14 protein-coding genes and 3 tRNA genes are annotated in these 18548 nt (G+C 49.5%); all 17 read right to left on the bottom strand.

What is annotated here, in order from left to right:
• Positions 1-22: 22 nt before the first annotated feature.
• The 17 genes from AC0YNV_RS05970 to AC0YNV_RS05890 all read right to left on the bottom strand — a co-directional run bounded on the left by AC0YNV_RS05970 (position 23) and on the right by AC0YNV_RS05890 (position 18079).
• The gene (locus AC0YNV_RS05970) at positions 23-433 is read right to left on the bottom strand and encodes a Rieske (2Fe-2S) protein (protein WP_475766641.1); all 411 of its coding nucleotides are present in this window, start codon (positions 431-433) and stop codon (positions 23-25) included.
• A 41-nt stretch (positions 434-474) separates the two neighbouring features.
• Entirely contained in the window at positions 475-1503 is a 1029-nt protein-coding gene (locus tag AC0YNV_RS05965; protein ID WP_475766639.1) for an amidohydrolase family protein, read from the bottom strand.
• Between the two features lie 21 nt (positions 1504-1524).
• A complete protein-coding gene (locus tag AC0YNV_RS05960) occupies positions 1525-2577 on the bottom strand; it encodes an amidohydrolase family protein (RefSeq protein WP_475766637.1) in 1053 nt (350 codons plus the stop codon).
• A 40-nt stretch (positions 2578-2617) separates the two neighbouring features.
• Positions 2618-4648 (bottom strand): family 10 glycosylhydrolase, encoded by a 2031-nt coding sequence (locus tag AC0YNV_RS05955; RefSeq protein WP_475766635.1) that lies wholly within the window; start codon positions 4646-4648, stop codon positions 2618-2620.
• A 55-nt stretch (positions 4649-4703) separates the two neighbouring features.
• Positions 4704-6716 carry an alpha-amylase family protein gene (locus tag AC0YNV_RS05950; protein ID WP_475766633.1) on the bottom strand — a complete coding sequence of 671 codons (2013 nt, stop codon included), beginning with the start codon at positions 6714-6716 and terminating at the stop codon, positions 4704-4706.
• Between the two features lie 23 nt (positions 6717-6739).
• Positions 6740-7630: a carbohydrate ABC transporter permease gene (locus AC0YNV_RS05945; protein ID WP_210045314.1), complete on the bottom strand. Its 891-nt coding sequence runs from the start codon at positions 7628-7630 to the stop codon at positions 6740-6742.
• 22 nt (positions 7631-7652) lie between these two features.
• A complete protein-coding gene (locus AC0YNV_RS05940) occupies positions 7653-8543 on the bottom strand; it encodes an ABC transporter permease (RefSeq protein ID WP_210045315.1) in 891 nt (296 codons plus the stop codon).
• A 76-nt stretch (positions 8544-8619) separates the two neighbouring features.
• Positions 8620-10335 carry an extracellular solute-binding protein gene (locus AC0YNV_RS05935; RefSeq protein WP_475766630.1) on the bottom strand — a complete coding sequence of 572 codons (1716 nt, stop codon included), beginning with the start codon at positions 10333-10335 and terminating at the stop codon, positions 8620-8622.
• A 143-nt stretch (positions 10336-10478) separates the two neighbouring features.
• The gene (locus tag AC0YNV_RS05930; RefSeq protein WP_475766628.1) at positions 10479-11897 is read right to left on the bottom strand and encodes a response regulator transcription factor; all 1419 of its coding nucleotides are present in this window, start codon (positions 11895-11897) and stop codon (positions 10479-10481) included.
• A complete protein-coding gene (locus AC0YNV_RS05925; RefSeq protein ID WP_475766626.1) occupies positions 11890-13653 on the bottom strand; it encodes a sensor histidine kinase in 1764 nt (587 codons plus the stop codon). The genes AC0YNV_RS05930 and AC0YNV_RS05925 overlap by 8 nt, the downstream gene beginning before the upstream one ends.
• 521 nt (positions 13654-14174) lie before the next feature.
• A complete protein-coding gene (locus AC0YNV_RS05920; protein ID WP_475766624.1) occupies positions 14175-15164 on the bottom strand; it encodes an aldo/keto reductase in 990 nt (329 codons plus the stop codon).
• Positions 15165-15236: 72 nt separating this feature from the next.
• On the bottom strand, positions 15237-16190 hold the full coding sequence (locus AC0YNV_RS05915; RefSeq protein ID WP_475766622.1) for an aldo/keto reductase: 954 nt from the start codon (positions 16188-16190) through the stop codon (positions 15237-15239).
• A 294-nt stretch (positions 16191-16484) separates the two neighbouring features.
• Positions 16485-17063: a ribonuclease H-like YkuK family protein gene (locus tag AC0YNV_RS05910; RefSeq protein WP_210045320.1), complete on the bottom strand. Its 579-nt coding sequence runs from the start codon at positions 17061-17063 to the stop codon at positions 16485-16487.
• A 263-nt stretch (positions 17064-17326) separates the two neighbouring features.
• Positions 17327-17400: transfer RNA gene (locus AC0YNV_RS05905), tRNA-Gln, on the bottom strand.
• A 24-nt stretch (positions 17401-17424) separates the two neighbouring features.
• Positions 17425-17501: transfer RNA gene (locus AC0YNV_RS05900), tRNA-Pro, on the bottom strand.
• A 92-nt stretch (positions 17502-17593) separates the two neighbouring features.
• Positions 17594-17668: transfer RNA gene (locus AC0YNV_RS05895), tRNA-His, on the bottom strand.
• Between the two features lie 228 nt (positions 17669-17896).
• Positions 17897-18079, bottom strand: a complete 183-nt coding sequence (locus AC0YNV_RS05890; RefSeq protein WP_475766620.1) for a hypothetical protein — start codon at positions 18077-18079, stop codon at positions 17897-17899.
• Positions 18080-18548: the final 469 nt, after the last annotated feature.

The following is an 18548-nucleotide window of genomic DNA, read 5'->3' as shown; positions in this document are numbered from 1 at the left end:
GTCATTCGACCCTGGCCCCAAGTTACGATACGATTACCACGATCCAACCCGAATCAACTTCGACCGGAAAGGTTTCCACGCCGGGACTTGTCTCGTCATCCTCCCCTGCAACCTCCACTGCATAGGTTTTGACCAGGCAGCGAAACGGATCGAATACGGATTTGCCATTCTTGATATCGAATTCCCAGCCGTGCCAAGGGCAGCGGACGATTTCGCCTTCCCTGCCATACAGATACTCGCCGGGATCTGAGGGCAGCATCATGCCCTGGATTTTCCCTTGGCACAATTCCGCGCCCTGATGAGGGCAGCTGTTGCGAATCGCGTAAAATTCGCCTTTTATATTGTATAACCCTATCGAGCGGTTTTCGATTCTCTCGATTCTGCTCATTCCCGAAGGCAGCTCCTTGACCAAGCACACCTTATGTCTTCCCATTGATCTCCCCCCTTATGGAGCCTGGCTTGTTTCTTTTCCGCTTACAAGCGGTACAATTGTTTTGCATTTTGGGCAAATATTTTGGGCTTGAACGTCTCGGGCAGAAAATGCAAATCCCGGGGAGATGCGCAGTATTGATGCGGATAATTGCTTGCATAGAGGAGCAGGTCCTCGCAATCCATCATGGCCAGCACATCCGTCAAATCCCCGTCCTTCTCGGGACGCTCCAGAGGATGCGTCGTAAAACGGACATGCTCCTTCAAATACAGGCTCGGCATTTGCTTCGTCCAGGGAATTTCCGATCGAAGCCCCTTATATTCCTGATCGAGACGCCACATCAATGCCGGAAGCCAGGCAATGCCGCCTTCTACAAATATCATCTTCAATTCAGGAAAACGCTCGAATACGCCTTCCGTCAGCAAACTGAGCAGATGCACCTGCATCGACAGCGAAAATCCTGCATACCACTCCAGAAAGTGGGATGGATATCCCTGTGATGCCAAAATGTTGACTCCCATGCCGTCTGTGCCTGGATGGACCGCAAGCGGCAGACGATATCGGGCGCATGCTTCATAAATGGGATAATAATGTCTTTGGCCGAACGGAGCGCGCGCTCCCGTATCCATGATGACCTGTACCATATGCGGATGGTCTGCCCATTTTTCAATCTCTTTCGCTGCAGCAGCGGGATCCTGATGCGCGATCGTGATCGAGCCCTTGAACACGCCATCCGGATTATGCGAAGTCAACCAGGTGTCGCTGAGCCAGTTATTATAAGCGCTTGCCTCCATGGCGGCCTGATCGGGATCGTGATGGATGGATACATTTGCCCGTGGCAGGAGAATGGCTTGTGCAACACCTTCCTCCTTGATTAGCTGCCGGATCAGATAATCCGGATCTGTTCCCGGTCCTGCACCATTCGGGGGTACCGTTCGGGTTGTTTCCACCTTCTCCGCATAGTAGGCGTTGTTCCATATATGAAACCGGTGTTTCCACGGCTGCGGCAAATATCGCTTGATTTCCTCCGCATTCCGCGGATAGACATGAACATCGCAATCTATGATTTCCATTGGCACTGCCTCCATTCGGTCCTATAATTTGTAGAACTCCTTGGCGTTTTCGTAGAAGATCCGCCGGTGCAGCGCCTCGGGAAGCTTGGGAAAGGCCAGGCGGGGACTGTCGAAATCCCAATGCGGATAATCGCTGGAAAACATCAGAATATGCTCGGCATCCGCCAGCTCCAGCATTCGAAGAAGATGCCGGTCGTCGTCGGGTCTCTCCAGCGGCTGGGAAGTGATGCGTACATGATCGCGGATATACTCGCTTGGTTTCCGCTTCAGCCATGGAACTTCATTGCGGTATTGCCGATACAGCGTATCCAGTCTCCAAAGCAAGGCGGGGAGCCACGATACTCCTCCTTCAACGAGCACTACCCGCAGACGGGGGAACCGTTCGAACACGCCCTCAATCAGCATGCTGATCAGATGGGTTTGGTAACCGATCGAGTGAGCGGTGCTCCATTCGATATAATGCGACGGATAACCGACGGATGCCTGAAGATTGATGCCCATGCCATCCGTCCCTACATGCGTCGCAAACGGCAAATCATATTTTTGGCAGGCCTCATAGATGGGATCGTACATCCGATTCCCGTATGGAGCCCGCGCTCCTGAATCAGACAGCACTTGCACCATATGGGGATGTCCCGCCCATCTCTCAATTTCCCGTGCGGATGCGGCCGGATCTTGATGGGATATTTGAATCGAGCCCTTGAATACGCCGTCGGCGTTGTATCTTCCGAGCCATGTTTCTGCGACCCAATCGTTATAGGCGCTTGCCTTGGCGGTCGCAAACTCCACGAAGGGCATCGGGTTGCCGAAAGAACGATGCAGCAGAATCGCATGGGTAATCCCGTATTCATCAATTAACTGCTTGCGCAGAAACTCCGGATCGGAACCTGTCGGCAGCCCGTTTGGAGGCGCTGCGTCCGTCCGGTCCACGTAAGTAGGATGGCGGAACAAATCCCGGCCGCCTGTCAGGGGCCGCCAATGCCATTTCGGATCGAGATGCTTTCGTATTTCACCCACATGCTGAGGAGCCACATGTACGTCGCAATCTATTATTTTTTTGCTGCGGGTGGTCATTTTTGTTTATTCCTCCTCTGCGCCAAGAGATTTCGGAGCTTTATGCTTCCATTGTGGAAACATGAATACATTCCCATGTCTTCAGAAGATCCACCTTTATCCTTACCCTGTTCCCCTCTTGTCTCCATTCAGCATCGCCTGCAGACAGAAGCTTCTTAACTTGCTTGGCCTCCCGGTCAAAGGGAAGAGCAAAGGAAACGGCTACATCATGAAGCTGAACACAAGAAGCCAACGGCCGCCGTCCGGTACCGTTCACCAAATGTATCAGGTAATCATTATGCTTTTGGAAGACGCTTGCCTGCACCCCTTCGGCATCCTGGATTTCAATGACCGGCTTATCCTTCAGCAGCATGATTAACGTGTTTGACAGCAAGGTATGGTGGTCAGGCAGCCCGTACTGCCTCAACAGCTGCCCCAGGGAAAATGGAAAGTACATGATGTTTCCCTGTCCGTATGGATTCAGCATCGCCAAGGGAATATCCGTTTTCTCCTCGGGCAGGGAAGCTCTCTCCGGCGGAGCGCCTACACTCTCCAAAGGAGAGAAAGGGGGGACCAGCGTCGCTAATACCTGCGTATTTCTGCCTGGCCGGCAGTACGTTACCCGGCCTCGAAGCGGGATTAGCGAGGTATCTTCCAGACCCCGTCTCAGGGGATTGGCAGTTCCGTCCAGACGGATATAGGCTGCTGCAAGCTCTTCGCTCATTTGCGAGCCCTGAAGACGCAGCATTTCCTTCCATTCATCCGGATGATGACCTTCCAGGACAAGATTTCCGCCCCCGGCTGCATAGCCGGACAGGTGTGCCGCTTGTTTCTCGGAGAGGCTCGTTCCTTCCGGAATAATGACCGCTGCATATTTCGACAAGCGGGCTTTGGAGATATGGCCGGGAATCAGCAGATCGAACAAGAAATGCTTCTGCATCAAGGCATCGGACCATCCTTCTCCAGATGGATCATCATTCCAGACCAGTGCCAGCTCGTAGAGCGGTTTGGCATCCTCCATGTATGGCTCAATGACGGCGGCTGCATGATTGATCGCAGCTACGGATTGAAGAATACGTTTGTCGGCAATGGTATCGGGAATTCCCGTCAAGGAATGCCAGATATGGCCGCCATTCGCCGGAACCTGCGACATCCAGAACCTGTGCTCGGCTGGCGGCAGGCCGGTATGACGCCAATCCATTCCGGGAGAGGTATGAATAATCCCGAATGGACTCGGCAGCCCTTCCATCGTCCTGCCCAGCTTTACCGAAAGCGCAGGATTACACCACTCGGGAAGGCTGCTCCTGCCGCGGGACAATACATCATGCGGTTCGGTGCACATGATGTCTGCCAAGGGTGACCGGTCGAGAATCGATTCCTCCCGGGATAGTTGATAATATAAAATAAGCGGCATTTCCGCGTTCTTGCTCTTAATCGCCGCACGTAACAAGGAAAGGTTATCGTGATAACAACGGGCAGCCCAATCCTGGGCAAACCGCGAAACATCATCAGGCAATTGTTCGCCGTATAGAGCAGTATATTTTTGCTTGCACTCATGGCAGTAACACGTCGTATAATTCGGTGCGTTCAGAAAAATCCCGTCTACCGCGTAATGATCCAGCACCTCCTGCAGGACCTGAACCGCAACCTCGTTACCTCTGTACCCGCCATTGATGCAGGTGTGCAGGAGCAGCGGCCATCCGCCCGGACGAAAAACACCGATATAATTTGGTTTTCCGTCCTGCTGCCTTGCAAACCATTCCGGTCTTTGCAAATAAACGCTGTCTTCCGCCTTGCCGAAGTCAAATCTGGCAACAAATCTCAACTCCTGCTCCCGGCAGGCATCGATTACCTCTTGAAGGAGGTCCCGGTCCTCACTCAAATATTCATTCCTTACATGATAACGAACCTGGCTGGGATACCAGGCATATATTCCCCCGACATTAAAAACAATGGCGTTTGCCCCCAGCTCCTTTAATTGACGGACCAGTTTTCCCGGGTCAATCCTCGCCGTATCTCTCACCTGCAGGTTGGGTTGGATGACTCTTATAGGCTTGCGCCACCACAAGCTGCTATCGGTTCCTTTCGACATATAAGACGCCTCCCCTATGCTATTTGCCAGTCCCTAAAAGAACGGATCGGCTTGTTCACTGCTCAGCAGCAGTCCTGATCAGTATCGCCGCGAAGTCGGTCAATGTCGGTAAATGAACCGTGGCTTCTCCGCCGGCTCCATTGTCGAAATAAACGGCAGCCTGGCCGGCCAGATTGGTCGTTTCAGAGATCGGGCCCATATTGGCAAGCTTCACATGCATGCCCGAAACAGGCAATGGATCGAAATAGGTGACGCCATTGAAGCCTGACAGATTCAATACATGCAAAATGCAGGTATGCGCATCCAAACGGTTGAAAAAAACTTCAACATTCTGCGGTGCGTTCGTTTCCAGTTCCCAAGGCGTTTCCGTCATATGGTCAAGAATATCCAGCACAATTTGCTTATGATCGGCGAACCCGTGATTATAGTAGAGCTGCCCCGGCTGCCAAGGGATATAAGCGGACTTGCGCAGCTCCTCTTTCTTCAGCCCTGCCCCGTAATATTGGCCTGTAATTTGGTGCCCGAATGCGCGTTCAGGCGGACCGAACGTGGAGGAATCCACATAAGGAAGCTGGCGGCCGACATCCGGTTCCAATTCGACCCGATAGAATTGCTCCCCCAGAAAAATCCAGTCGCGTTCCGTAAAGCGCTTGAACACTTGTTTATCCTCCGTAAACAGATAGGCCGATTCTTTCTGGATCAGTTGAAGGCTTTCGGGAATGACCCCAAATATCCGCCGCAAAAAAGCCCGGTTTTCATCGCCCTCGGTAAAGGAACCGCCGGTTGCAATCAGGCATACGCCCTGCAGATGCATATTCGTCAGCAGCTGCATTTCCAGTTCGGACATTTCGGAAATACCGGGGATGACAACCGCTTTGTAACGCTTCAGATCCTCCCCTCTTTCCGCTAATGCATGTTGATGGACCACATCGAACAGGATGTGGCGTTCCTTCAGCATCTTGAATAATCCCAAATACTCATTTCCGTTTTCCGGGGAATGCTTCCCCGGCTTTATCAAAGCAACGTCGGCGACGGACAAGAAACGCCCGTAGTACTGCTCGTTGTCCCGGTGATACTTGAAGATCTCCGCGACCGTATTCAGATTATGGCGGTCCGGATAATCCTCGAACGCGCCGATAATGCAGAAGTCCAATCCTGATCCGCTGCCGAGACTCTCTTTCAAACGAATATTGACCTCATGCGCGGATACGCCCGTAAATCTGTGCACCAGCCCGACAGCATTGATACAGCAGTTGCTGACCAGCTTGTCATCCCAGGAATCCTCGAGAGATTTGACGTTCTCGGAAGCGGAATACGGCCACAGTGGATAAGGTCGGCCAATTTCGGTATTCGATTCCTTGCGGACAATATCGACCTTATGCTCATGATAGGTTGATATGGCAATATCCCTATTCTTGCTTTGGACCAGATCGTAGATGCTGTTAAGCATCGACTTTGTCGTCATTTCCTGAAATTCCCGATATTTCAGATTTCCCGGATCATCCGGTGCAGACAGCTCCAATCCGTATAGATCCCTGAACCGCGATCGGCAATTGTCACAATAGCAGGCCCCATACTGCGTGCCGCTGTAATCCCATGTCTGATAGCCGAACATGTTGAAGAAGATGCCGTCCACCTCGTAATTGGATAGAACCTCGTCAAGAATCTTGAGCGAATATTCCCTTTGGTAGTAGCCGTTCACACAGGTATGGACGATACCGTGATAATTCACTGCCTCGCCTGCCCGCGTTCGGTAAAACCAGTCCGGCTGTCTCTCGTAAATCGTTTCATGCGCTTTGCTGAAATCGAAACGCGCGATGAATTTCATGCCGTTGGCATGGGTCTTCTCGATGGCTTCCCGGAGCAAATCCTTGTTCTGGCCGGCCGCGCGATAATGATACTCGAGCTGAGTCGGATAGAAAGCCACGATACCGCCTGCATTCAGCATGAGCACATTTGCCGATAAGCGGTTCAGATCATCCATTAATCGGTCGACATTCAAGTTGGCATCGGATTCCCGCAGGTTGTTTTGAATCATCCGCAAGTTATTGTTCTTCCACCAGGTCAATGGGACGAGCCCTCCTTCCACTTCTATTCTTTGACGGAGCCAAGTGTAATCCCGTGAATGAAGTAGCGCTGCAAAAACGGATAGACGATCAGGACGGGAATCATGGCGATAAAGATTTTTGAAGCATTCAGGGTGCGATTGGAGATTTGACTAAGCCTTCTGTATTGATCCTCCGTCATCGTGGACGGATCCAGCATGACGACCATCTGTTGAATATAGGTTTGCAGCGGATAGAACTGCTCCCGCGTCATGAATACCAGGCCGTATAGAAACTCATTCCAGTGCATGACAATGCTGAAGAGCGTCACCGTTGCAAGAACCGGAACGGATAAGGGAATAAATACTTTAAACAGTAAGGTCCACGGACCCGCCCCATCCACCAGCCCCGCCTCTTCCAGCTCCTTCGGCAGGTTGCGAAAGAAATTCACCACCAATATCACATTGAACACGAGCCCCTGCGCTCCCGCCACCAGCACAAGCGCCCAAATGCTGTTGATCAAGCCCAATTGCTTGACGGTCAAATATAAGGGAATCAATCCGCCGTTGAACAGCATGGTGAAAACCAGCACCCACATAAGCACATTCCGCTGACCAAAATCCCGGCTGCTCTTCGACAAGGGATAAGCAAGCAGCGCAACCACAAAAAAATTCAATACCGCGCCCAATGCCACGCGTTGTATGGAGATCCAGAAAGAATGAAAAAATTGGTTATCTTTCAAAATCTCATTGTAGGAATTGAAGTTGAATTCAACGGGCCATAGCCAAACCTGACCGGCGGCAGCCGCTGTCTTGGAGCTTAACGAGAGGGCCAATGTATACCAGATCGGCAGTATACATGTGATCGTAATTGCAAGTAAAATCAGAATCAGCAGCACATCAAACACTTTGGAACTGACCGTCGTATCTTTGACCATATCCCTCCACCATCCAATCTGTTCAGAAAATGCGGTAATTCGTAAATCGGTAAGCCAAAATATAAGAGACGGAGATTAAAAGGAATCCGGCGACCGATTTCAGCAAGCCGACAGCCGTAGCCAGGCCATACTGAAGATTCAGCAGACCTGTTCGGTACACCCAGGTGTCGATAATATCCCCGGATGTATAAACAAGAGGATTATACAGGTTGAAAATCTGGTCGAATCCGGCGTTCATGACGTTTCCGAGACTCAATACTGCCAGAAGCACAGTGGTTGTGCGTATGCCAGGCAAGGTCACATGCCAAAGCCGTCTCGCCCTGCTAGCCCCGTCTATGGCGGCTGCCTCATATTGGGACGGATTGATACCGGTCAAGGCTGCCAAATAAATAATGGTGTTAAAGCCGAAATCCTTCCACACGTCACTGCCGACAACCAGGTAAGGAAACAGATCCGCTCTGGCAAAAAACAGCACCGGATCCACGCCGAAAACAGCGAAGATCTGATTGACGGGTCCTTGAAACGAAAAAATGTCCAGAAAAATACCGCCAAGGATGACCCAGGATAAAAAGTGGGGTAAATAAACGACCGTCTGGATCCATCGCTTCATAACGGCGATACGCAGTTCATTCAGCATTAGTGCAAAAATGAGCGGCACAACCAAATTGCCGATGATTTTCAAGACAGCGATAAAGATGGTATTAAAAAAAATGGTCTTGGTATCATTAAGCGTAAACATATAACGGAACGTATCCAGTCCGATCCATTCGGACCCCAGCATGCCCTTGCCCGGAGTGAAATCCTGAAACGCAATGACGATTCCGAACATCGGAATGATGCTGAAGACGATAACCCACAGGTATCCGGGAAGCAGCATGAAATAATAGTGCTTGATAAATGATTTGGTGCTCATCTGTCCCTCTCCTTTCCCTGGACTTGTGCGGCAGAGGCGCTAGGTCAAACCTGCGCCGCTGCCTGGAGTCCGCTTGCTATTCCTTAATGAATTCTTCCACTTCTGCGGTAATTTGGTCGCCGCCTTGTTTTTTCCAATCCGCAACGAATTGATCGAAGGAATCAAGAGGTGTGAAACCCATAATGATATTCATGAACGTTTCGGATTCGAGCTTCTCCAGATTGGCCCATTTGCTTTCCATTGATTTGGTTTGAGAATAAATCAGGCTGCCTACTTTGTTCATCGGCTTGTCGATCAGCGGGGCTACGCCGATCAATCGGCAGTAGGCGCGGGCGAAAGCGCCCCAATCAGCCTCGGGATTCCAATATTCGATGCTGGGGTTGTCATACGGTTCCAGCTTGACTTTCAGAATCGCATCATATTCGTTCGGCAGATTCGGATCATAGGGCTGATCCGCCAAAACCTCCTTCGGCTTCTCGCCGGCAAGCACTTCCTGCAGGAGCTTTACGCTTCCTTCGAATTTATCGTATCTGGACATAACCAGGCGCAGCGGAGAAAGTCCCGGATCCAGACCCGTGTCGCTTTCCAATTTGTCGCTGTCCCGGAAAACCACATTATTAATTTTCGCGATCGCTTCAGGATGTTCGAACCCTTTGCGGACAACCAGGAATTCCGTTGTCGGCGCGTTGATATGCGGATTGTACTCCCCGTCTTTATCAAGCGGCAAGGTATAGGCCAGCATATTGGCATCCGGATTGGTTTTAACCATATCCACGATTGGACCGTAACCCATCCACCAAGGGGCGGAGAACATGCCTGCTTTGCCCGAAACAATGGGCTCGGCTGAATCTTTCCTTATGCCCATCTCCTTATCAATCCATCCTTTGGCATACCAGTCGCGCAGCTTTGCCAGTGCTTCTTTGGTTTCAGGAAGCGTGGAGCCGTACACGGGCTTGCCGTCCGCACCCTCCAGCCAGTAACCCGGATGGGAGTCGAAGGCGGAGAAGATCGGATCAAATCCATAGAGATTATTGCCGGATTCAAGGAATGTAGCATTCAATTTGCCGTCACCGCTTTGCGGACCGGATAAACCGAACGTATCGTTCTGACCGTTGCCATCCGGATCCTTCTCCGTCATCGCCTGAATGGCTTTTTCGAACTCATCTATCGTTTTCGGCGGTTCAAGACCCAGCTTGTCAAGCCAGTCTTTTCTCATATACATCAGGTGAACGCCGTCTGCGCCCCCTTTGGAGCCCGGGATCGCCATCAGTTTACCGTCAAACGTCGCCGCATTAATGCCAAAGCCTTCCGTTGCGTCAATGACATCCTTCACGCCTGGTGCAGCATATTTCTCATATACCTCTGTCATGTCCTCAAGCTGTCCGGCCTCCACCATTGCGCGAAGCGCTAATTGATTGACGACCATCGCATCGGGTAAATCTCCGCTTGCAATGGATATGCCCAATTTTTGATCCCAGTTGGCTCCGCAAGCGACACTCCATGCATACTCGATGTCTACATTGAGCACTTCTTCCACGTTTCTGGTGAATACGTTATCCTCCGGCGTATCCCCTTCCGGCAGACTGTTGTTCGTCGGATCGGTACATTGGCCAATCGAAACCTTGACGGTTTCTTCATACTTGCCGAACGGATCGGGCGCCTCCCCCGTATCTTCCGTATTGCCTGGCGTGGCCGTGGCCGCAGTGTTGCTGCTGCTTGGCGTATCCGACGTGCAAGCGCTTAACAAACTGATCGCAAAAACCATAAGAATGATGAACCCTTTTTTCGCCATCGTTGCAATCTCCCTTCTTGTCTCTGGTAGGAATATTGATTATTCTATCACTGTTGAAAGCGCTCTATATCTGAAGCATGATCATAAAAATGGGTGAACATTGGACGAATATCTCCGGCAGCCGGTCATCTTTCTACCCAATCTCAGCCATTCATCGCCCTGCTCTTGTTTTTTCGGTATTCACTGGGCGTCATGCCGGTAGATTCCCGGAATATGCGGCTGAAATATTTAACATCCACGTACCCCGTCCGCTCAGCGATCCATTGAACCGGTTTTCTTGACTGCAGCAAATATTCTTCGGCCCTTTTCATTCGCATCTGCCGCAAGTACTCGTTGAACGATTGACCGACAATGTCCTTGAAGCATTGATTGAAATAACTTCGGCTCATATTGACCCTTTTGGCAACATCAATGGCATACAGCTGCTGATCCAGCTCATCTTTCACAATCTTGACTGCCGTCATGATGCTATTGACAACTTCCCAGGAATATTCCGTGCCCTGCAGGAGACAAGCCGTTTCACGGACAAGCGCAAGCCAGCTTGCAGCCTCGCCCCAGCTTTTAAAAACGGCGGGAAGCTCGATGTTGGACTCCAATAGCTCGCCGTAGACCCGATTCCAATCCATGGCAATTTCATGAAGGAAGTGATTGAGCCGGGAAGAGGGCAGCCGCAGCCTGATAAGCTCTGACTTCAGACCTTCGAGACTTTCCTGTTGGGTCCAGTCAAAGGACAGCCAGCGAGCCTTTAGCGAGGTGAATTCCTCTTCCTCCAATGATTTTGGTTTGCTCGGCAGCTCATGAATGCTTTTGTGCAGCAGATCGTTACGGCTGTCATCAAAATCATAAAACAAATCCCCCATCCGGTAATTCCTAAGCAGGCTCAACACTTCCTTTTTGGACTTCCCGGCCAGCCCCTCCAGACGCATGACCAGCCATCCGCAGCGATCAAGAGCTTGATTTATGATGATCTCAAAAGATTTTCCACTATCCGGCTCATCCCCGGGAAGCCACAGCCATATATAATGATCAATTCCGTTCAGTACCCAATCGGAGATGCCGATGAGTTGGTATAACCATTCCACATCGTCAGGTTCACCTACTGGTAAAAGCGCAAAACCCGTATCGGTGGCAAAAGGATCCATGCCGGCTGCACTTGAAGAAACAACCGTTTTCTTCATTTGCTCCTGGAGAATGCGGTTGTGAATCCGACCCAGCACTTCCTCGAAACGTTCTTCTTCAAGCTGCACCTTCACAATAAAATCAATCGCTCCGAGCCGCAGGGCTTCCTGGATGTAATCAAAATCCTGGTGCAAAGTAAGGACCGCAATATGGATATCTGGAAACCGATTCCGTACAACCCGCATCAGCTCGAGCCCGTTCATAACGGGCATAGCCAGGTCCGTCAGCAATAAATGAATCCTGTGGGTTTCCAGAAGCTCCAGCGCTTTTTCTCCATTATTGGCTTCTCCAACCACCTTCATGTCGAACTCGTCCCACGGCATGGACGAAATCAAACCCTTGCGGACCAATTTGTCATCATCTACTACAAGCACATTAATCATTTCGCGCCTCCTCTTTCTGCACCGGAAGACTCAAACAAACCGTTGTGCCTTCTCCTGGCATGCTGTTGATGTCTAATCGTGCTCTGCCTTCGTAATGCGAATCTACCATGCGCTTCACATAATTGATGCCAATTCCCATACCGAGCTGCTCCTCTGCCGGGCTGTCCCGATCCAGCAGCTTGTCGATGGTTTCTTGTGACAGGCCGATTCCGTTGTCGAAAACCGAAATCAGGATTCCCTGATCGAATCTCACCTCCACCAGAATGCTGCCGTTATCCTTTATTCCATGATAGAGAGCGTTTTCAACCAAGGGCTGCAGAATAAATCTTGGTACAGGTTCACTCAATATTTTGTCATCCACATGGATTCTAACAACGAATTCAAAATCATAGCGAATTTGCTGCAGTATCAAATAATTTTTTAACGACTCGATTTCCTGAGAAATCGTGGAGACCACTCCCATTTTCCCAAGATTATAATGCAGCAATTTATTAAGCGACAGCACAAGCCGGTCAATTTCTTTCTGACCGTTCATAACGGCCAACCAATGGGCCGTATCCAATGTGTTCATAAGAAAATGAGGGTTAATTTGGTACCGTAGCTTTTCAATTTCCAGATCCATTCTTCGCTTTTCTTTTAGCTCTACTTCTACGAACAGCTCCCTGATCTGTTTTTTCATTTTTTGAAATTGAATGAGCAGAAAGTCGAATTCCGGAATCCTGGTTTCTTCATACCTGGAATCAAAATCGCTGTGAGCCATGCTGCGGATTTCCAGACTGAACCGGTTGAGCGGCTTATATACCATCTTCCATAACATCCAGGCAATCAACAGACTGATGATGGCGAACATAAGAGATAAAACAACCATTTGCGTGATCCAGTGTTGTTTTTCCTTGTTGTATTCGGAAATCGGGATCAGGGTCACGAATTCCCATCCCTGGTTGCTTTTTTTGCCGAACCAATAATAATCGCCAATCATACCGGATTGCTTCCCGGACATACTGCCCTGAAAACGGGAACTAACCGGAAATACCGATTCCAACTCGCTGTATCCGATTTTTCCGTTGTTGTCCATAATCAGGTTAAAGGTATTCTTAGCGCTCCGGTCTGCCTGCAATATGTTCTGGGTAAGCTTATAGCCGGATTCGATATAGATATAGAGGCTTTCTTTGCCGGGGATATCTACCTCCCGCGTAGCCGACAGCACGTATTCATTCGTGAACCGTTGATTGCTGATATGCGGTCCAAAATACGTAATTTTATAATACTTCGCCAGAGCAGGGAGATTCCCGATGTCAAACCTGTCTTTCAGGGGGAAATTTTCGAAAAGCACCTGGCCATTTTCCCGATAATACATGGTTAAACCGATACTGGGATTGGTGAACGTAGCATGATTGATTTCCTGTTTAATTTGATCGACCAAATTGCGGCGTATATTGGGGTTGTCGGTATCCAGATAGGTTTCCAGTTTGACCGCGATACTCCCTGGATAAGCAAGCTGCTGGGAGATATGATTGATATTGTCAATGGAATTTTCAAGCGACAGCACAATTTGATCAAGATTGCTCTCGATACCGGATTCGAGTCTGCTTGTCAGAATCGAATTGATTGCATTGTAGGAAATAACTGCCGTACAGAAAAACGGAATAAAGGTACTGGCGGCAAAAATGAAGACAATTCTTTTTTTCAAAGTGAGTTGGCTGTGGTGATTTAAGATGGATTGATAGAGGTTTACGAAATAGCCATAGATGTTCAATGAATCAGCTCCTGCTCATTGGCGTTGAAAAAACGATTGCCATCGACAATCGCATTGACCTGAGTTGTATGATGTTATCACGGTCTCAAACTCATCTTAAATGTCATCACTCCCTTCCCGGACAGCCGTTCATTATAATGAACGGTGTTTGATGCTATAGTTCAATGTATCACGCACGCTTTAAATTGACTATCTCTATTTGGTAATTATCATTTGAAATTCAGATTATTAGGAGACTATGCCATGCGTTGAAGAAAGCGTAATTGAATGTAGGAACTACTTCTGAATAACAGATTTATATCTATAATAATATGTAATATTATGTTTTTATTTCTTTTATTAGTTATTTATCTGCAAATGAAAGTGGGCAAAAAAAAAAGCCGGCGCTCGCGATCGAGCCCGGCTGCCGTACTTTATCTAAACCGCTTGTACCCATGAAACTCTGCTCAATTTCCCGAAACGGCCCTTTCTTAGAAAGCAATTTTGAAAAGGCCGCACCAGGATTTACGTTACTCGACTTCTTATTCCCAGTGACGTTTCCCGCCTACACGGGATTTTGGCGGAATCGCCGCATCGATACGGTCGAGATCGTCTTGATTCAATTCGACATTAAGCGCACCAAGATTATCGTTCAATTGCTCCATGGTTCTTGGCCCGATAATCGGCGCAGTAACGCCAGGCTGTTGAATCAGCCAGGCCAGAGCCAGTTGGCTTAAAGTAATTCCCTTCTCTTGCGCAATTGGCATCAACGCCTCGATCGCGTTCAGACGATCCACGATGTAGCCCGAATTCAAATCTACATTTTTGCGGGAAACCCGCGTATCCTGCGGGAAAGGCTGATCCTTGCGGTATCTGCCTGTCAGCCAGCCTTCAGCCAATGGCCCCCATGGCATAATGCCAAGTCCGTATTTTTGGCAAACCGGGACCACTTCCTCCTCCACACTGCGGTCAAACAGGTTGTATGGCGGCTGTTCGGCCACAAACTGCTCCAGATTCATTTGCTTGCTGATCATAATGGATTCCATCGTCTGCCAGGCCGGGAACGTGGAAAGACCGATGTAGCGGACTTTTCCCTGACGCACCAGATCATCAAGCGTTTTCAACGTTTCATCAATAGGCGTGTTCAAGTCGGGACGATGAATCCAGTACAAATCGATATAATCGGTTTGCAATCTGCTCAGGCTTTCTTCCACCTGCTTCAAAATATGGACGCGGCTGTTCCCTTGGTCATTGGGCTTCTCGCCCATCCTGCCATGCACTTTGGTTGCCAGAAAAACCTCATCGCGGCGGCCCTTGATCGCTTTGCCGACGAAGCTTTCGGATACTCCCTTGGAGTAGACGTTAGCCGTATCGATGAAATTCAAGCCCTCATCCAAAAAGCGGTGAATGATCTCGACAGATTCCTTTTCTTCCGTTCGCGAACCAAAATTCATCGCACCCAGACAGAGATTCGAAACTCTGGCTCCGGTACGGCCTAATTGACGAAAATCTACCTTATACGTTCCTGCCATTTTGTCATTCCTCCCGAAATATAATGAAAATGCCTGCATAAAGCGCCCAATTCGAGTCTTCTTCCGCCGTAGTTAAGCAGGGAAAGCGTCGCTTAGAAGCTTCATATGTTCCTCGGAAAGCTTCCAGTCAACCGCACCGACATTCTCCTGCAGCTGTTCCAATCGGCTCACGCCCATAATGGCCGAGGACACGGCAGGTCGATTGATGATCCAGTTCAAACTGACCTGCGCCGGTGTTTTGTCCAGCTGCTCCGCTATGTCCTTCAACTGGTTGACCCCATTCTGAAATCTCTGTGCCTTCTCGGCAACCGCAGGCTCGTCAGCGCCTCTGCTTCCTTCCGGAACGCTGCCCTCATATTTCCCCGACAGAATGCCTCCGCCCATCGGGCTGTATAAAATCATCCCGATCCCCTGGTCAACGCACAGCGGCTGCAGCTCCTTCTCCACCGCACGGTTGGTCAGGCTGTAATTGGGCTGCACCGAAACAAAGCTTGACAGCTTGTTCACATCGCTGACCCAAAGCGACTTGGCCAGCACCCAAGCGGGAAAATTCGAGCAGCCGATATACCGCACTTTCCCTTGACGGACCAAATCATCATAGGCGCGCAGCGACTCCTCGAGCGGCGTATCCCAATCTACGTTATGAGCCTGATACAAATCGATATAATCGGTGCCCAGCCGGCGCAGGCTGTTTTCGACTTCCTTCATGATATGGGCCCGGGACTGGCCTTTATCGTTAGGACCTGGACCGACCTCTCCGTGAACCTTCGTAGCTACAATAACCTCATCCCGTTTGCCTTTGATCGCTTTGCCGAGAATTTCCTCAGCTTCTCCGCCTGTGTACCGGTTGGCGTTATCGATCAGATTGATCCCCATGTCGATGGCGGCATGTATAATTTGTATCGAATCCTCGGGAGTGACCTTGCCCGCTTTCCCCCAGGGCGGGTTCGGGCTTCCGAAATTCCAGCAGCCAAGGCTGATTCTCGAAACTTTAAGTCCGGACTTTCCTAATCTGACATATTCCATGATCCGTATTCTCCTCTCTTGAATCCGCGTTAACAGTCTCTTGAAAATGCTTTCAATCTTCTATGCGTTTTTTGCAGCTCAGACTAAGCATCCAAGATTTGCCCTGCCTGTCCCATTATAAATCACATGGAAGCAGGTGGAAATGACTGAATTGTTTGAAACTTAGTAACATTCAGTATAGTGAGTGAAGGCCGGTTTGTGCTTCTTCCTGGATAGCCGTGCAAATGGCCAGTCAAAAAGCCCTTGAAAAGCAAGGGCTTTAACGCAACCTTTTTTGTCATCCGACTGATGCCATCAGATCGAACTTGCGGGTATCTTGCTGCTTTTCGAGTATCGGTCTGCATAAGAAGATGCTCCGAAAGAGTCAGGCTTGATGACGGGCAACCAGCCCAGTGATTCCACACGATCCACCATTTCGGCAACAAAGAACGCAGTTTTGCTGATGAATTTGTCACTGCCGGCATCGATATGGATCGACACCTCGAAAGAGGCTCCCTGATAGACATAGGGCAGGATGATATCCTCCAGTTGACTCCTTTTGCGATTATCAAAATAGCATGCAATTTCCTCGCTCAGGCTGGTCTCCGTGGAAAGTTTGTTGCGCACGGATCGGATCTCCCGCGGTATAATGACCTGCCGGTAGCATGCCCATGCTCCCCTGCTTTCACGGCGGATAATGATCCCCGTGATCAGTTTTGTAAATCCCCGATGCACTTGGCCGTCCGAACCGATGATCAGATTGTAATTGGCATGAGGCTCCTTCTTCATGAAGGACTCAATTCGCGAGAAGACCGTATTCAAGTCCATGCACCGCTCCGTGGTGTTCATAAATTCCATGCTGTGAATCCAGGGTATTTTCGGGTTACTTTTCATATCATCACCTATACCTCAACGGGTCTATCTTCCTTTCCGTGGTTTAATGAAGACGCCGCGTTACCGCCTTTGCTACACCCATATGGTATGACGAAGCCTCCGAACCTATGCGTTTTTTTACAGATACAAGGGTAAGCGGGTTTATGTAATTGGTGCAGAGGGATGGAATTTAACCATCTATGATGCAGGGTGACTGTCTGTCCACCTGCACTCTGCTTCGCACGGGAGAACAATATTCGAACCCGCGCTTGCCAACTGAAAGTTGGCTGCCCCTCTTGGAATCGAACCAAGGATCACGGTGTCAAAGACCGTTGCCTTGCCACTTGGCTAAGGAGCAATATGATTCGTGACGGATAAAGAATGGTCGGAGCAGCAGGACTTGAACCTGCGGCCGCGTACTCCCAACATACGCGCTCTACCAAACTGAGCTATGCCCCGATGGAGGATAGGAGCGGACATGACCCGCAAATCTGTCAGCCGCCGTTTTGAAGCGTCAGCCTATCTGATCATTTCCCATCCGTATGAAAAATTGGGGAGACCAGCGGGAATCGAACCCGCGTTTAACGGTGCCACAAACCGTCGTGTTGCCATTTCACCATGGTCTCCATGGACGATGGATCCGAAAATGGAAGCTTTAATTCCGGGCTTTAATTCCGGGCTTTCACTCTCCGCGTAAACTTCTCATGACTTTATACCGATAGAAGAACATTTGTTCGTTCAAAAGGGTATAATAAAAAGCTACCTTCAACGCTCCTTTCTTCATCTGGGCATGAAGAAAGGCCACCTTGGAGAGCAGCCTTTACGCTTGAAGATATCTTGTTGTCACGAGAGTATCATCCACGGCTGAAATGAAGCGGGACAACCTCATGAAACGAAAGATTTCTACGAAATGCAGCGTAAAAGGCAAATCTGTAAAATTGGGATATATTGAACCAATGCTCGAACGGATTAATATTTTCCTCAGAAAACTGCTGGTTCTGGTTATCCGGATGAATCTTGATCCCGTAGGCATTCATGCTTGTTTCCCTCCTTCATTCTTTTCTTGTGACCGATCTTATCACAGGATATTTTTTACTGTCAACCCTTATTTTTCAATATTATAATTATGTTCTCGAGTTCGTCTCTGAACATAAAAAGGGCCGCCGGGATCGTCTGTTGAACGATCCTGGCAGCCCTCTGGCGTGTTAAAGCGGAGGCAGCTACACCTCGTTAAACTTCCGCTTATATAGGGAGGTCGGGATCGCGATATGCCGGAATAAGGGTTGCTCAAATTGCCCGCATCCGTTCGGCTGATTGTTCTGATGCTGTTCAATGCCGTATCGGTTCCACATACCGTTCTCACTCCCTCTATCCGTTTGGTTTGTTGAAGCCAATGATAATTGAAAGTATTTCTATATGTCAAGAAATTTTTAAAAAAGCCAAAAAATCCCTGGTGCCATGTTCAACTATAGAAAGTATAAATTCCCCACACGTGCTTATAATTCT

The sequence above is a fragment of the Paenibacillus sp. JT31N11 genome (assembly GCF_056269285.1).
This window is presented reverse-complemented; position numbering and strand designations above follow the sequence as displayed.

Bases quoted from the DNA above. Each gene is read 5' to 3' on its own strand.
- AC0YNV_RS05970 (WP_475766641.1), bottom strand. From the start codon at position 433: ATGGGAAGACATAAGGTGTGCTTGGTCAAGGAGCTGCCTTCGGGAATG.
- AC0YNV_RS05965 (WP_475766639.1), bottom strand. From the start codon at position 1,503: ATGGAAATCATAGATTGCGATGTTCATGTCTATCCGCGGAATGCGGAG.
- AC0YNV_RS05960 (WP_475766637.1), bottom strand. From the start codon at position 2,577: ATGACCACCCGCAGCAAAAAAATAATAGATTGCGACGTACATGTGGCT.
- AC0YNV_RS05955 (WP_475766635.1), bottom strand. From the start codon at position 4,648: ATGTCGAAAGGAACCGATAGCAGCTTGTGGTGGCGCAAGCCTATAAGA.
- AC0YNV_RS05945 (WP_210045314.1), bottom strand. From the start codon at position 7,630: ATGGTCAAAGATACGACGGTCAGTTCCAAAGTGTTTGATGTGCTGCTG.
- AC0YNV_RS05940 (WP_210045315.1), bottom strand. From the start codon at position 8,543: ATGAGCACCAAATCATTTATCAAGCACTATTATTTCATGCTGCTTCCC.
- AC0YNV_RS05935 (WP_475766630.1), bottom strand. From the start codon at position 10,335: ATGGCGAAAAAAGGGTTCATCATTCTTATGGTTTTTGCGATCAGTTTG.
- AC0YNV_RS05930 (WP_475766628.1), bottom strand. From the start codon at position 11,897: ATGATTAATGTGCTTGTAGTAGATGATGACAAATTGGTCCGCAAGGGT.
- AC0YNV_RS05920 (WP_475766624.1), bottom strand. From the start codon at position 15,164: ATGGCAGGAACGTATAAGGTAGATTTTCGTCAATTAGGCCGTACCGGA.
- AC0YNV_RS05915 (WP_475766622.1), bottom strand. From the start codon at position 16,190: ATGGAATATGTCAGATTAGGAAAGTCCGGACTTAAAGTTTCGAGAATC.
- AC0YNV_RS05910 (WP_210045320.1), bottom strand. From the start codon at position 17,063: ATGAAAAGTAACCCGAAAATACCCTGGATTCACAGCATGGAATTTATG.
- AC0YNV_RS05890 (WP_475766620.1), bottom strand. From the start codon at position 18,079: ATGAATGCCTACGGGATCAAGATTCATCCGGATAACCAGAACCAGCAG.